Source organism: Mammaliicoccus sp. F-M27, from assembly GCF_022387115.1.
Classification (GTDB): Bacteria; Bacillota; Bacilli; order Staphylococcales; family Staphylococcaceae; genus Mammaliicoccus; species Mammaliicoccus vitulinus.
Map to the genome: position 1 here is coordinate 48,681 of NZ_JAJNIE010000013.1, position 16,158 is coordinate 64,838.

Annotated in this window: 15 protein-coding genes and 1 pseudogene; 7 read left to right on the plus strand and 9 right to left on the minus strand. The window is 33.4% G+C overall.

What is annotated here, in order from left to right; translation table 11 throughout:
• Positions 1-133 precede the first annotated feature (133 nt).
• The 5 genes from dcuS (at position 134) to LQ598_RS11590 (ending at position 5,874) form a co-directional block, all read left to right on the plus strand.
• Complete coding sequence (dcuS, locus tag LQ598_RS11570; protein WP_239720128.1) at positions 134-1,741, plus strand: DcuS/MalK family sensor histidine kinase; 1,608 nt, start codon at positions 134-136, stop codon at positions 1,739-1,741.
• Positions 1,735-2,448, plus strand: coding sequence for a response regulator (locus LQ598_RS11575; RefSeq protein WP_239720096.1), 714 nt, complete (start codon positions 1,735-1,737; stop codon positions 2,446-2,448). Before dcuS ends, LQ598_RS11575 begins: the two co-directional genes overlap by 7 nt.
• A gap of 135 nt (positions 2,449-2,583) precedes the next feature.
• A complete protein-coding gene (locus LQ598_RS11580; RefSeq protein WP_119593922.1) occupies positions 2,584-3,927 on the plus strand; it encodes a 2-hydroxycarboxylate transporter family protein in 1,344 nt (447 codons plus the stop codon).
• 27 nt (positions 3,928-3,954) lie between these two features.
• Positions 3,955-5,136 carry an NAD(P)-dependent malic enzyme gene (locus tag LQ598_RS11585; RefSeq protein ID WP_239745540.1) on the plus strand — a complete coding sequence of 394 codons (1,182 nt, stop codon included), beginning with the start codon at positions 3,955-3,957 and terminating at the stop codon, positions 5,134-5,136.
• Between the two features lie 138 nt (positions 5,137-5,274).
• Positions 5,275-5,874 (plus strand): hypothetical protein, encoded by a 600-nt coding sequence (locus LQ598_RS11590; protein WP_103361036.1) that lies wholly within the window; start codon positions 5,275-5,277, stop codon positions 5,872-5,874.
• 116 nt (positions 5,875-5,990) lie between these two features.
• Here LQ598_RS11590 and LQ598_RS11595 read toward each other — a convergent pair whose 3' ends face one another.
• From LQ598_RS11595 to LQ598_RS11630, 8 genes are all read right to left on the minus strand, one after another.
• Entirely contained in the window at positions 5,991-6,974 is a 984-nt protein-coding gene (locus LQ598_RS11595; protein ID WP_198054470.1) for a FecCD family ABC transporter permease, read from the minus strand.
• A complete protein-coding gene (locus tag LQ598_RS11600; protein ID WP_204173911.1) occupies positions 6,971-7,969 on the minus strand; it encodes a FecCD family ABC transporter permease in 999 nt (332 codons plus the stop codon). The genes LQ598_RS11595 and LQ598_RS11600 overlap by 4 nt, the downstream gene beginning before the upstream one ends.
• Positions 7,959-8,888 carry an ABC transporter substrate-binding protein gene (locus LQ598_RS11605; protein WP_239745542.1) on the minus strand — a complete coding sequence of 310 codons (930 nt, stop codon included), beginning with the start codon at positions 8,886-8,888 and terminating at the stop codon, positions 7,959-7,961. Before LQ598_RS11605 ends, LQ598_RS11600 begins: the two co-directional genes overlap by 11 nt.
• A 118-nt stretch (positions 8,889-9,006) precedes the next feature.
• Positions 9,007-10,131, minus strand: a complete 1,125-nt coding sequence (locus LQ598_RS11610) for an alanine racemase (RefSeq protein ID WP_239720082.1) — start codon at positions 10,129-10,131, stop codon at positions 9,007-9,009.
• Complete coding sequence (locus tag LQ598_RS11615; RefSeq protein ID WP_239745545.1) at positions 10,118-11,284, minus strand: MFS transporter; 1,167 nt, start codon at positions 11,282-11,284, stop codon at positions 10,118-10,120. The genes LQ598_RS11610 and LQ598_RS11615 overlap by 14 nt, the downstream gene beginning before the upstream one ends.
• Complete coding sequence (locus LQ598_RS11620) at positions 11,268-12,953, minus strand: IucA/IucC family protein (RefSeq protein WP_239720080.1); 1,686 nt, start codon at positions 12,951-12,953, stop codon at positions 11,268-11,270. Before LQ598_RS11620 ends, LQ598_RS11615 begins: the two co-directional genes overlap by 17 nt.
• A 1-nt stretch (position 12,954) precedes the next feature.
• Positions 12,955-13,602 carry a ferric iron reductase gene (locus LQ598_RS11625; RefSeq protein WP_239745543.1) on the minus strand — a complete coding sequence of 216 codons (648 nt, stop codon included), beginning with the start codon at positions 13,600-13,602 and terminating at the stop codon, positions 12,955-12,957.
• A gap of 13 nt (positions 13,603-13,615) precedes the next feature.
• The gene (locus tag LQ598_RS11630; protein ID WP_239745544.1) at positions 13,616-14,521 is read right to left on the minus strand and encodes an IucA/IucC family protein; all 906 of its coding nucleotides are present in this window, start codon (positions 14,519-14,521) and stop codon (positions 13,616-13,618) included.
• A gap of 154 nt (positions 14,522-14,675) precedes the next feature.
• On the opposite strand from LQ598_RS11630, the gene LQ598_RS11635 reads away from it, so the two are divergent.
• Positions 14,676-14,840, plus strand: a complete 165-nt coding sequence (locus LQ598_RS11635) for a hypothetical protein (protein WP_158006029.1) — start codon at positions 14,676-14,678, stop codon at positions 14,838-14,840.
• Positions 14,841-15,013: 173 nt separating this feature from the next.
• Here LQ598_RS11635 and LQ598_RS11640 read toward each other — a convergent pair whose 3' ends face one another.
• A complete protein-coding gene (locus LQ598_RS11640; protein ID WP_239720064.1) occupies positions 15,014-15,634 on the minus strand; it encodes an NAD(P)-dependent oxidoreductase in 621 nt (206 codons plus the stop codon).
• Positions 15,635-15,727: 93 nt separating this feature from the next.
• On the opposite strand from LQ598_RS11640, the pseudogene LQ598_RS11645 reads away from it, so the two are divergent.
• A pseudogene (locus LQ598_RS11645) lies at positions 15,728-16,158 on the plus strand (hypothetical protein); the annotation flags it as partial.

Here is a 16,158-nt window from a genome sequence, read left to right on the forward strand (position 1 = left end):
TAAAATGTAAAATTACGATCCATAAAAATTCAACTTTAGATAATTTCCTATGATTTATTATATGAAAACTAAGAATATGATATATTCTTAATAATTAATGACATTTGTAATGTTTACTAAAGGCGGTTATGTTTTGAAGAAGCAAAGATTAAAGTTGAGTACGCTTGTGATTATTGTGGTTTGTATTGTGGTGTTATTTTCTTTATTAATTACGTGTTTATTGATCAGTAATACGATTAAGGATACGATTCATAGTACGACAAAGGAGAAGGCGGAGGTTATTGGTAAGGCGATTGCGGGTTCTGAGGTTGTGCAGAAGTCTTTGGCTGAGGATAGTGATGATCATAAAATCCAAGATTATACGTCTAAGATTCAAAAAACAACGGACGTGAGTTTTATTGTTGTCATGGATATGAATGGCATTAGAAAGTCTCACCCGAATGAGAAGTTGATTGGTAAGCATTTTAAAGGTGGCGATGAAGGAGAGGTCTTACATGGTAAGTCTAGTTCTTCTATTGCGAAAGGTACGCTTGGTTTAACGATGCGTGCTTTTACGCCTATATATGCTGATGGCAAACAAGTTGGTGCGGTATCGGTTGGTGTGCCTATGCAGACGGTATACGAGGCTTTGGCAGATGGTAATAAGAAAATTATTATTGGATCTGTGATTGGTTTAATTGTAGGTGCAATTGGTGCGTATTTATTATCGATTTATATTAAGCGTATTTTGTTAGGACTTGAACCTTCTCACATCGCGAAAATTCTAGGTGAACGTAATACGATGTTACAGTCTGTTCATGAAGGGATTGTGGCAGTTGATAAAGAAGGTAAAATTAATCTGGTTAATAAGTCTGCAATGGACATTTTTAAGAAAGCAGGTCTTAAAGGTGATCCTATAGGTATGCCAATTAATGATTATATGGCTTCGACGCAATTGCCTAAAATTGTTGAACTTGGAAAGCCTGAACTTGATAAAGAGCAAGATATTAATGGCGTGAAGATATTGGTGAATAGAGTACCATTAATTGTGAATAATGACATAGTAGGTGCGATATCAACGTTCAGGGATAAGACAGAAGTACATAAATTATCAGAGCAGTTGGTAGGTGTTCGGACGTATGCAGATACGTTAAGAGCCCAGTCGCATGAATTTAGTAATAGATTGCATGTGATTTCTGGTATGTTGCAAATGGAACATTACGATGATTTAAAACAGTACATACGTGAAATTGTTGAACTTGGTAGTCAAGAAAGTGGAGATATCACATCGAAAGTTAAAGATGCTGCACTAGCTGGTTTCTTAATTGGTAAACTTAGTTTGGCGCGCGAACAACAAATCAAGCTTTCAATTGTGAATCATGCTACGATACCAGAACCGAAAGATTCACATATTACGCATGAAGTGATTACAATTATCGGTAATTTAATTGATAATAGTATAGACTCATTAGTATCATCATCACTTAAAAAGAAAACAATTGACGTACATTTGAACTATAAACAGGGTCAATTAATGATAGATGTGATAGATTCAGGCGTAGGGCTAAATCATGAACTAGATGAACATATATTTGAAAAAGGCTTTTCTTCTAAAGGCGAGAATAGAGGGTATGGTCTACACCTCGTTCAACAAAGTGTTGAAAAGCTTGATGGTCAAATATCAATCAATGCGCATGAAGCAGGAAATGTACAGTTCTCAGTTGTTATAAACTATCCGAAAAAGGACGAAGATAAATGTTAAATATACTTATAGTTGAAGATGATCCAATGGTTGCGCAAATCAATAGTCAATTTATAGAAAAAGTAGATCCTGAAGCGTTAGTTAATTTTGCACAGAATGTAACAGAAGCAATGGAAGTCATTCAGTCAAAGACAATCGATTTATTATTGTTAGATATATACATGCCAGAAGAAAATGGATTAACTTTTTTGAAATATGTAAGAGAGCAAGGTTATCAAGTAGATGCGATATTGATAACAGCTGCTACAGATGCTGAAGATATTCAGACGGCGTTCAGATATGGTGCGGTAGATTATTTAATTAAACCATTTGAATTTGAAAGATTTAAGCAGTCATTACTTAAATACAAACAAGGACAGACTTTCTTTAAAGGCAATCAGCAAATTAAACAAGCAGATATTGATGCAGAGTTCTTGAATAAACAAGTTGTTACAGATGATTCAGAACTGAAATTGCCAAAAGGCGTTACAAAAGAAACATTACAAAGCATCATTGAGAAGATGAATGACTTTGAAGATCATGCATTTTCAACAGATGATATTTCTAAAGCAGTTAATATTTCAAGAGTATCTGTAAGAAAGTATTTGAAATTCCTAACAGATATTGAAGTGCTGGAAGAGTCTTTAACATATGGTATTGGCCGACCGATATACTTCTACAAGTTAAACAAAGACAACTTAAAATATTTACAAGGCTATATGTCATGATATAACTAAATTAAAAACCAAACGATTCGGTTCGTTTGGTTTTTTTAATTACATAAAGATAATTAAAATTTCATAAGCTATAATTTTTGGTTGCGTTTTCATAAAATGAGTTTATATCAATTAAGGGGGATAAAAATGAATACGAAGACCAATTTGGAAGCGGTTACCGAGAATGAGTTACCTATCCAAAATAATATAAAAAGCTTATGGGAAAAATTAATGAAAGCTAAAGTTGGTGTATTACCATTACCGTTATACATTGTCTTAGCTGCAATTATATTAACAGCATCTGTATATAATACGTTACCAGCAGATATGATTGGTGGATTTGCTGTCATTATGATTTTAGGAATATTGCTTGGCGATTTAGGGCAGAGAATTCCTATATTAAAAGAAATAGGTGGACCAGCTATATTAGCATTGCTTGTACCTTCTATTTTAGTATTTTTAAACGTGATTAATACCTCTTCAATGGAAGCCGTTACGACTTTGATGAAGACATCTAATTTCTTGTATTTCTATATTTCTTGTTTAGTAGTCGGCAGTATTTTAGGCATGAATAGAAAAATGTTAATTCAAGGTTTCACACGCATGTTTGTACCTTTAATAGTGGGTACAGTCTTAGCTGTCGTAGCAGGTATGTTAGTTGGATTGTTGTTTGGATATGATTTACAACATACTTTCTTCTATATCGTTGTTCCAATTATCGGTGGTGGTATTGGTGAAGGGATACTTCCATTATCTATTGCATATTCATCTATTTTAGGTGGATCAGCAGAATCATTCGTATCTCAAATGATTCCAGCAGCTGTTATTGGGAATATTTTTGCAGTTGTTAGTGCGGGGCTTATGATGCGTTTAGGTGAAAAGAAAAAGCATCTTTCAGGAAATGGGAAGTTAGTAAAATCTGAAGATGGTAATGAAGTTCATGAAGAGAAAGAGAAAGTCATTGATTTCTCACTAATGGGTGCAGGGTTACTCATTGCTTGTACATTCTTTATTGTTGGTACACTTGGTCAGAAATTCATTGGTGTCCCAGGACCGGTTATTATGATTTTATTTGCAACACTAATTAAGTGTCTTAAAGTGATGCCACACAAAATGGAAGACGGTGCGCATAATTTATACAAATTTATTTCAACAAGTTTAACTTGGCCATTAATGGTCGGTCTCGGTATGCTTTATATTCCTTTAGAAGATGTTGTGAAGATTGTAACACCAGCATACGTTATCGTATGTGCGTCAGTTGTATTTGTCATGATATTATCTGGATATTTCGTAGGAAAATTAATGAAGATGTATCCTGTTGATGCAGCCATCGTAACAGGTTGTCATAGTGGCTTAGGTGGTACAGGAGATGTTGCGATATTATCAGCGTCTAAACGTATGGCATTAATGCCGTTTGCACAAGTTGCTACTAGAATCGGTGGTGTATCTACCGTAATCTTAGCATCACTTTTATTAAAATTATTAAGCTAAATATAAATAAATAAGGAGTAATTAAAAATGACTGAAAGTAATGAATACGGTGAATCTATAAATTTACATCAAGAACGCGCAGGTAAAATTGAAATCACGAGCAAAGTAGATGTGACTTCAGAAGAAGACTTAAGTGTTGTCTATACACCAGGTGTTTCTGCAGTATGTAGAGCAATTGCTGAAGATGAAACAAAAGTAAATACATTAACTGCAAGAGGTAACATGATTGCAGTTATTACAGATGGGACAGCTGTAATAGGTTTAGGTGATATCGGTCCAAAAGCAGCCATTCCTGTTATGGAAGGTAAGAGCATTCTCTTTAAAAAACTTGCGAATGTTGATGCTTTTCCAATTTCATTAGACACGAAAGATACTGAAGAAATCATTTCAATTATTAAAGCGTTACAACCTAATTTTTCAGGTATCAATTTAGAAGATATTTCAGCACCTCGTTGCTTTGAAATAGAGAAGCGTTTAATAGAAGAATTAGATATACCTGTATTTCATGACGATCAACACGGAACAGCAATCGTCGTACTTGCAGCATTAATCAATGCACTTAAAGTTGTAGATAAAGCGGATAAAGATGCGAAAATCATTATAAATGGTGCAGGTTCAGCAGGCATTGCGATTGCGAAATTATTGTTAGAAGCGGGTTATCAAAACATTACGCTCGTCAGTCTAGAAGGTGTCTTAAATAAATCAGAAGAATGGTTGAATGATGCACAAAGAGAAATTGCTGAATATACAAATCTTGATAATATCCATGGAACTTTAGAAGATGTTATTAAAGATGCTGATGTATTTATCGGCGTATCAGGTCCAAAAGCATTATCAAAAGAACATGTTCAATCAATGAATAACGACCCAATTATCTTTGCATTAGCGAATCCAACGCCAGAAATATATCCGGAAGAAGCGTATGAAGCGGGTGCAGCAATCGTTGGAACAGGTCGTTCAGACTATCCAAATCAAATTAATAATCTATTAGCATTCCCGGGTATATTTAGAGGTGTATTAGATGCCAAGACACAACATATCACAACTGAAATGAAAATAGCAGCAGCAAAAGCCATAGCAGCAACAATTAACAAAGACGAACTCAATGCGAATTATGTCATACCAAATTCATTAGAAAAAAGAGTCGTCGATCAAGTAGCAGCATCAGTCCAACAATGCGTAGAAAATAAAACAGAAGTGTTGGTGTAAGGTATATTTAGAAATAGTTTAAAAAGAATAGAGAAATCTATTCTTTTTTATTTTAGGTTACTATAGAAAGTCATTTTGATATGAATTACAATACATTTATAAACTTTTTTATGAAAATTACAGTTCGGAGGAAGGAATTTGAAACAGATATTTTCGGGAATGATATTAGTATTACTACTTTTAATCGTTGGTGTATTTGGTTTCATTGCGTATCAATTTATTGCTGGTGATAATCGTATTGAATTTTCTAGTAATCAACAAACAGCTGATAAAGAACCGAGTAGTGAGGAAAGTCATGACAAAGAATCCAGTGATGATTCTGAGGAACCAGAAGGCGATCCTCCAAGCATCGATGTCCAAACGACTCAATTTAGCCAAGGCTTTATGAATGCTGATGTAAGAAGCGGGTTTTATGGAGTAGGTATTGGATTGTCGCGAGATGCCATTGAAAAGAAATTCGGGAAGTCAGATGGACGTATAGAAGCTGGACAATCTCATGCTGAAAAATATGGCAACGTAGCTGTAAAATATAATAGTAAAGATAAAGCAGAGCATATATACGTAGCACCAACAAATGTAACAGTAGAAGCATTTAAATCCGTTCACGGAACACCAACGATAGAAAATAGCGATGGGTTAGTTTATGATGATAATCCAAACAATTCCTTCTCAATATTAATAACGACAAAGAATGGCAAAATAACAGCCATTGAAAATGCCGATCAAATACAAAGATAAGATAATGCCAGCTATGATGATGTAGCTGGTGTTTTTATAAATTTAATTGAAAGCATATAGACAAATTAACAAAAAGGACTAGAAAATTTTCTAGTCCTTTTTGTGGTAGTTATATATCATTTCCTACTCTTGATTAATAAATACATAAAGAATGGTGAACCGATGAGTGCGGTAAAGATTCCGGCTGGGATTTCTTTTGGTAAGAAGAGTGTTCTACCGATTAAATCACTTAATAATAGTATGATGGCACCGATTATGGCACTATAAAATATTCGATTTCTAAATTGATGTGCACCGAGTTTAAGTGCGATGTGTGGTGCGATTAACCCAACAAATTGTATGCCACCTACATAACTCATAGATATACCAATTAAGATACTCATTGATATAAATGCAATGACAGATATGTGTTGATAAGGATTGCCTAATGCTAATGATAAATTTCTACCTAAGTAATGAATATCAAATGAACGTGCATAATATGTCAGGACAAACATAACGATAAGTAAGATGCTTCCTACTATCATAACTTGTTCATATTCTGCTTGATGTACGGATCCTGTAATCCAAATTTGTGCTTGAGCACTGCGTTTATTTGAAGTTAATATTAGGAACATCACAATCGCTTGGCAAAGTATATTAAAGCTTATACCAATTAATATGAGACGATCACGTTTGTAACTTTTTCGCATAGCTAAATAATATAATAATGCCGTAATAATTATTGCACCAAGCATTGAAAAGATTGGCTGATAAGCTATTGGTAATAATAAAGCTTCGGTACTTGTTGTTAAGACAATAAGAAATACTAATGAACCAACATTAGCACCTTGTGATATACCAATCACATCAGGAGAAGCTAATGGATTCTTCGTAATAAATTGTAAGACACAACCTGCAATGCCAAGTGCTGCACCCATAACAATTGCTAATAAGACTCTCGGCAGTCTTAAAGTAATAATGACTAAGTTTGTATAAGGATCACCAAGTTTAAATAAGCCACTTAGTACATTTTGAGGTGCGATAAAGCTATCACCTAACATGAGTGTGAGTAAAGTCGTTAACATGAGCATGATAATAAGTATGATAAATTTCTTCATTCTGTTAACTCCTTACGATTAAGAATTAAATAAATGAATATTGGTGCACCAATAAGTGCAGTTGTAATACCGACTGGCAGTTCTCTCGGCATTAATAAATATCTACTTAAAATGTCGCTTAATAATAGAAGACAACCACCTAGAACACCTGATAAAGGTATGACGATAAAATGGTTATGAGATTTACATAACAATTTCGCAATATGAGGTGTAATCAGTCCTATAAAGGCAATCGGACCAGCTAATGCCACGGCAGATCCACTTAATAGAACAACAGCAATCATCGTAAATACTTTAATGGATAATATTTTAGCACCAAGTCCTTTTAATGCATCATCACTTAGCATATAAAGATTAAGCGGCTTGGCCATGTAAATAGATATGATTAATCCAAAGATTATAAATGGCCATATGTACATTAAAATATTAATATGTTTATTCGCTACCGAACCATTTAACCAATATATCAACTCTTCTATAGCTGATTCATTATAGATAAGTAGACCTTGAGTAATAGCCATACAAAAAGCACTAATACTTGCTCCAAATAAAGTTAATTCCATCGCATTGAATGGCTTAAATGGTAATGTTGTGGCTAATATAATTAAAGTTGCAATGATGATAGTACCGATAAAAGCCATAACGGTTTGTTGAAATGCACCGTTCATACCAAACCCAACAGTCGCAATTACAACCATTAAACTAGCACCACTGTTAACACCCATAATACCAGGACTTGCGAAGGGGTTTCGTGTAATGGTTTGGATCATTACACCACTAATGCCCATTAAAACACCGACAACCCCGCCCAAAATTGCGCGAGGTAGTCTTAATTGTGTCAGTACACGTTGATCTTTAATTGTTTCTCCATGAATATAATGTTGCCATATATCTGAAAAGGTAAAATGTTTATAGCCAAGCATCATACTTAATATGAATAGCACGACAAACATACCTGAAAATAGGAGAAACAACCAAAGATATTTATTTTTCATTCAATTTTTCCTTTAAATCATCAATCATCATATTGGCAGATAATACACCACCTGAAGTGTTCCAAACAGCATCATCTACTTTATAAACATGACCTTTTTTAGATGCATTTAATGCTTTAAAGGCAGGATCATTTACCCATTCTTTTTCTAATGCTGAAACTTTCTTATCATCTTCTTGGAAAGTAAAGTAGAAGATATAATCTCCGTCCATTGCATCAATACGTTCTTTTGTAACACCTTTTTCTGCAAAGTCATTCTTACCTTGACCTTTAGGACGTTTAATACCAAGTTCGTCTAAGATAACACCTGAGAATGTATCTTTATGATAAATTCTTACATCACCTGGCATAAAGCGAACCATTGATACTTCTGAGTTTGCTTTATCTCCAATTTCTTCTTTTGCTTTTTTAACGTGATTATCGTAATTCTTTAAGACTTCATTTCCTTTATCTTCTTTATTTACAGCTTTCGCGTATAATTTAAAGTTGTTTTTCCAGTCGCCACGTAGTTCTTTAGAGAATACAGTAGGTGCTATTTCAGAAAGTTTCTTGTATTGTGCTTCTTGTCTGAATTTATTACCGATAATTAAATCTGGTTTAAGTTTTGCAATTTTTTCTAAGTTGATTTCACTTTCTCCACCAACAGGTTCAATGTCTTTATATTTCTTCTCTAAATGCTTATACCATGGATTACCAGCATATGAATTAGCGGCACCAACAGGTTTAACGCCCATTGAAACGAGTGCTTCTGTACCTTCATTAGTTAATACAACAACGCGTTTAGGATTGTTAGGTACTTTAGTCGTTCCCATCGCATGTTTCACTTCATGCGTATCTTTGTCTGAAGATGCCTCTTGTTTATTACCACAAGCTGCGAGCATTACAACAAGTACTACTATAACTGATAAAAGCTTTCTCATTTCTTTAACCTCTTTCTCAAGTTGAATTATGATAATGATTTTCATTTTCAATTATAAATTATTACCTTTTTTTGTAAATATATTTTTGGAATATACTTTCAGTTTAAATAAAATATATTTAAATATACTGAATAACTGGCAGTTCATGTGATAAAAATTGTAAATGGCTAATGTCATATCCGTAACTTCCGGCATATTTAAAGACAACCCAATCACCCGTTTGTATGCTTTCAATCTCATAGGGGAGACCAAATACATCATTAGGTGTACATAGTTTTCCAGCTAATACGACCGTATCATTAGTAATGGACTTTATTCTGTTAGATGTTGAATGCGAATGAATGATTTCAATAGGTTGATGATGTTGCCACGCTTTTGGAAATCTAAAATGGTTTGTGCCACCGTTTAATAAGACGAATGTTTGATCGTGCATAGATTTAATATCATAAACATGAGCGGCATAATAACCTATTGGACCTGTAATAAAACGACCAAGTTCAAAAGTTAAACGTGGTAAGTGATGGATACGTGTTGCAAAATAATCAAAATCAAAACATGTTTGCTCCTCGTAGTCGATACCTATACCACCACCAACATTAATCGCGTAGTCTTCCGGTAAATGTGATTGATATTGTTGCGTAAATTCAAGCGCACTTTCTATAAATGTGACGTGCGCATCCTCATCTAAATTATTGCTCATAGCATGAAAGTGGAAACCTGTTAAAGTGATTTGTTCTGTGTCGTGACAGATTTGAATGGCTTCATCTAAATCATTGTAAGGCATACCAAATTGTGTCGCGACACCAGCCATTTTTAATTTAGCTGTTGATTGAATGTTACTTAAATTAATGCGAATCATCACTTTGATTGTTTGTTGTTTGTCTTGAAGCAATGCTTGCAATGCATCTAACTCAAAGAGGCTCTCTACTTGAATAGATTTCACTTCTTCATCTAAAGCATATTCTATATGCTGCTTCGTCTTTACAGGTCCACCGTAAATGATTGGAATTTCTTTTGAAATAGATCGAACCTTTTCAATTTCTCCAGTAGAAGCAACTTCAAATCCAGAAACAAAAGGTGCGAGTGTTTCTAAAATTTTTATATTAGAGTTGGCTTTCACTGCATAGAAAATATCATGTTTCGTGACAGAGCTGATCCAATTGATGCGCTTCTTTAATTCGGTTAAATCATATATATAATAATCGTGATTACTGTCTGTTAACACTTCTTTAATTCTTTCCATATTGATTCTCCTTATTTATCATAAACATGACACAGATGACCATGATGAGCAGTCCAACAACCATTGTTATATATACAATTTGTAAATTGAACTGTTCAAAGATAAAGCTTAGTAATATACCACCAAGTGGAATGAAACCTTTGTCCATCATTGAAATGGATAATACAGATCCTCTATATTTAGCTTCAACAAGCTGTTGGACGAGTATACGATTGGTCGTTCTAAATGCCTGTGATGCCAATCCCATTATTAATAAGACAGCTGCATATAAATATGTATCATGAATAAACATTAATAATATTATGGTTAACGTAAATATCATTGCCCATCGTTTCAAACTTTTTATCGTATTCATATTTTTAGTGCGCATAAACATGACTAAAATTATAATAGATCCAGCAGCAATCATGGCAGTGAAGAGTGAATAAATCATCGTACGGCTGCCAAATTGTTCATCTACAATGCTAGGCAGAATAATTGTATACGAAAATCCAAAAAGCATCGATAAGACACTGGACAACATGAGCATGACAATAACAGGTTGTTGTCTTAAGTACGACCATATTTTATGATGTGTCTTCTTCTCATGATGAACCACTGGCAAAGTTTGGTTGAATAATATAACCATCATACTCCCAATAATAGGTAGGGATAATACGATATTTGAATTCAGTTGACCTAATAATAGTCCTCCTATAAATGGTCCAGTTAGTCTAGCAATATTTAAAATTAAAGCATTTAAACTGATTGCTTTATGAAGCTTATCTGGTTCTACAAAACTTTGTATAAGTGCATTTCTTTGTATCGTATCAATTGCTTGGAAAAATGAACGCACCATAATAATAGACAGTATGAGGTAGATATTCCATTTTTGCCAAAAAGCATAGACGACACATACTGTGAATAACATATTCGCACAATGGATGATGTACATGAGTTTAGTAGAATTAACAGTATCGATGATTTTGCCGATTATAAAAGCAAATGCTAACTGTGGCATTAACCGCGCAAAATTAATATATGCAATGTAAACAGCACTTCCTGTCATTTGTAACGTGATCCAATTTAATGCGATGATATCTACCCAATCGATTGTTCGAGCTATAAACTGAGAACTGACAAAACGATGATACGGGTTAAACTTTAACTTCATCACTAATGAGAAGTGGGTTGGCTTTTGGGATATAAATGTCTTGATCTTTATTAGATACGCGCATCGTTAATAATGCTTTCTCGTTTATAGTCTCTTTGTAAAAGGCTTTAATATCTGCCTCTGTATGTTGAATGTCTTGTGATAGTAAATCTTCAAATACGGCTTTAAATGTACGGTTAATACGTAGCCATAAGAAGTTTGGATCATATGCATAATCTTCACTGAAATGATGCACAAGTGTGTTGAGGTGATTACTAATTAAAGTGTTTTGTACTTTCTCATACATACCTTCAGTTGTTGCGTTTGTTAAAGCGTTGCTAAGTTCTAACCATTCAGGCACGCGAGAAGCATCTATTCGTAATCCGCCAAAGTCTCTCACGTGAAGACGTGTAGGCATACCATTCATAAATTCAAATGACATATTTTGAAGATGAGCTTCTAAGCCAACACCGTATTTTGTCATAAGTGTTAATACGGTTTCAACGAGTAATGAGACATATTGGTCAAACCAAGCAATCGGTGTTGCTGTTGCACGAGCTGTTTCAATCATATCGACGTAGATTTTTTGATGATGTTCATTCAACTCAAACAAACATGTAGCTGTATATAGTGATGCATGAGCAGGTATATATTGCGTATTATTTTCTCTCAATATGAATGATAAATTACGCTGTTTATCTACTTCGTCATGAATGTAAGTCATACCGCCATATTCTAATACTGGTAAGCTGATTTCATTAAGACGGTCGTCAGTCTTATAAATATATTTGAAATATTCACCAATAGTTTTAGAATTAATAATACTGTTGTTGCTAATAGACCGTATTGTTGACGTCATTTGTGAATTGACAGGAAGTTTGATAATCGGTGTTATCGTATCTAAAGGACAAACGGTTCTAAATGATGAAGTACTCTTTACGAGTCCACCAGTATGTTGAAGCGGTATAATATTTTGAGATTTGATCTCTTCTGTATAAACTTTTGGTATGACATGTTCGAATTGAAACGGATGTACAGGTATCAAATCATAATCTTCAGGTATTTCTCCTAAATAACCACTAAAGTCTGCTAAAGTTTTTACCTCAGAAGCTTCTAAATTATTATATAGAAAGCCTTTTTTAACGAATAACCAGTTTAATTTGAATGCATGATTATATTCAGGTGAATATTGCATAACTTCTTTGAAAGACAATCCTAACTTTGTCTTAGCACATGGGTGAATGTTATGCCCAGTAATCACATATTGCTCACTATGTAATAATGGATGGTCGCTTTTAGATGTATAAGAACAATGAATAAAACTAATTGCTTGGTTGATGAGGTGATTTTCAATTTCAACATGCAATTTGTGGTAATCGTAATGTTCGTCACTAAAATGATTAAGCCAGTCTATTAATTCAAGTGGATCTTGAACAAAGCGAGTTGTTGTATCATCTGTAATTTGTACGCGATGGTTCGCTTTATCATAAGTGACAAATATAGAATCGCTAATATATAAAGTTGTGATTGTTTTAAAGGATTCTACATGATGTATAGGAGGTGTTACTTCTTCATAAAAGCATGTTAATAATTTCTCGAATGTTGTATGAATGCTGTCTTGAATACATTGCTCGATATAGTGTTGTTCGTATTTATCTATATGTTGATATACCTCATTAGTCCAACTCATTTTATTTAGCCTCCATATATAACGGATTATTGATATTTGTATATTGGTAATCGTAACCTTCAACGAATATTCTCATTTTTAATAGTGATTTAATTTTAAAGGTTGGTTGTTCTAAAATATTGATGTCAGGCGCACTATTTACGTGATGATCAGCTATCATATTTCGAATGATTTGATAACCTTTTGTACTGTCATAACCATAAGTAGCCAACACTTGTATAAGTTGGAACAGGTGATTGTATAAGACTGCATGAGAAAATACTGATAACAAATCTTCAAATGAGTCAGTAATCAAGCCTGTTGAATCATCAATATCTATATTTCTTTCATATAATCTCACGCCACCAAAGTCTCTTATATAAATAGAAATAGGCATGCCATCTTTAATGACGACAGTGCTATTTTGCATATGTGCTTCTAAACTAATACCTTCTTCAAGCAATAATCTATAAGTAGCTTCTAATAAATTATGTGTATATTCTGTTAAGAATAATTGAGTTGCAGAATCGAATGACATGTCTTGTGTTTGCATAATTGTTTCAATACACTCAATGAGAATAGGTTTTCTCGTAACAAAGCTATCAGTAATCAGACTGCCACATACTAATTGATGACTGGCTTTCTGTTCAGGTATAAGGCTTCTTAACATAAAGCTACATTTATTAGCGTGTGATTGATTGATTGATGTTTAAATAACTGCCTGCTAAATCTTTTTGAATATAGCTATTATCATAACCATTTGAACGATAAATGCGTTCCACAACATCGCTAAGAATAATGCCATTACGGATAGAAGCGGGAGACACATTTCTTACTGCACTAGTCGCTTGTGCATTGACAGCAGTCTTAACGATGCAATTTAATTCTTGCGCTTCTAAAGTTCTAAATGATAATAATGGACTGCTTTCAACAGCTAAATCGTGTAATGGAATCATGAACTGTTGTTCGAAACATGTTTCAAACTGTGGTAACAGAAAATGCTTCAATTGCCATTCATGAATAAACAGTAATGCATAGTTTTCAAATTTAATGCCATGTTCTTTACAATATGTATTAATTTTCTTTTTAAAAGTCTCTAATGCAGGTGATTGATAGATATTGATTTCATCTATAAAATCTTTATTGCACAATAGAGAAATGACATTCACCGTTTGTCTAAATTCTGGTGAAAACTTAATAACATCATCAATAGAGAATCCTAATTTTGTCTTAGTCATTGGGTGAAAAGGATGTCCCTCAGTAACACTTTGTTCAAAAAAGACATCTGATATATTTTCTTGTTCAACAAACTCAAAAATATTTTGATAACGGTGACCATATTGTTGATGATCACGTTCGAATTGAATATAACTCAAAGTGAGGTTACGAATAGAATCTTGAATTTCGTGTACTAAGATTTCATCATCATAAATGACATCTTGATCAATATCTTCAAAACTTGATAATTGACCAATACGTCGCGTGATTTCGCGGTATGCTTTCTGATATAAAGTTGTTATGTCTTCTTCTGAAAAATTTTGAAAATATTGACGTATTTCTTGTATCTGTTCGTTATATACGATTTCCAAAAAGATCGACTTCCTTTTCAAATAATTTATATAATGAGAATCATTCTCAATTATAGGGGGTTTATAAGGTTTGTCAATGATAGAAAATAATAATAAATAATTATGATAAATTATATAAAACTATTATTTTAATACTTTAGTTAGTCTAAAAAGGTTGGATTTTAATATTGTAGAAAATATTGGATCTAGCTTCGGATCTGCATTGATCGCAACAGTTGTCGCAACAATATCTATCCACGGATTTCTAGTCCCAGCAATTGTATTTATATTATTACTTATATGTTGGGCAATGATTCCTCCTAAAAGTATGAAAGTATAAAAAGACCCCTAAGAGATGTTTCATATGAAACATCTCTTAGGGGTTATCTTATTATTTATCAGTTTTACGCTTTCTGAAGAACAATAAACTTCCTAACATTGCGAATAATGTTGCAGTTGTCGCTTCATTTGTATTTGTTGAATTGTCTTTATAATCTATTTCAGAATTCTATATCAATATCCTATTCCAACGCGTGATTGAATAAATACGTCGGACGATATTTGATCGTAAACGAAGTCTGCTGTGTCTGGGACAGATATTTTCACGGCATTCTCTGGTAAGTAGTCTCGTTCGACTCTGTATTGTCCGATTCTTTCGCCATCTGGTAAATAGGTTGGGCATATGATTGTCCAATCTAGCTCTGAATCTTTAAGCATTGTATAAACTTTATGATGTTCTTCTGCTGCACGTGTTGTGCGTCTTTTAGATTCGTTAGATTGATAGCGTAGTAAATTCTTGTCAGTTCGACTTTGTAATATGCCAGCAGTACCTATTGTGATGATACGTTTAATGCCTTGTTGTGACATTGTTTCAATAATTAATGGCATAGCTTCTGATAATGTAGTGGAGCCGTCTGTACTTAATGCACTTACAATAATGTCGTTACATTCAGCTGCTTTTTGAATATCATTTGGATTTAATACATTTCCTTCGGTTAGTCTCACAGATTGATGGTCGACGCATAATTTATTTTTATCGCGAACGAGTACGGTTACGTCATGACCGTCCGATAGTGCGTGTGTTAATACTTCTTGTCCAACTCTGCCTGTAGCACCTAAAATTAATATTTTCATTTGTATTACTCCTTTTATAAAAGTTCTTATTTTAATGATAGACAAATTCGGGTATATATACTAGACATCAAACTTTTGAAAAGGTGATTCTGTATGAAATTAAGTAAAATATTGAAATACGCTGGTATCATTTCAGCACCGTTAGTTGGTGGTAGACTAATCGGAAAATATGCTGTTCAAAACGCACGAAAGGACTATTCTAAAAATAAAAAACCACCATTCTCACTGATATGCTCCCTGTTAAGTAAACACTTAAATAGTGAAAACTTAGCAGGGAGTTTTATTATGACTAGAAATATTAAAATAGATATCAATACTTTATTAAAAGCTTTTGATTTATATGAACAAGGCTATAGCTTCTTAAACGTTATAAAAATGTTGTCATTGAATACAAATTGTAGATTATTAAGTGAAAAATACCAGAGGTATAAACTATATGGAGTTAATGGATTGTTACCTAAAACAAAAAATAACTCGTATCCGTCATCTTTTAAATTACAAATTATTAATGAGTATTTTGAAAA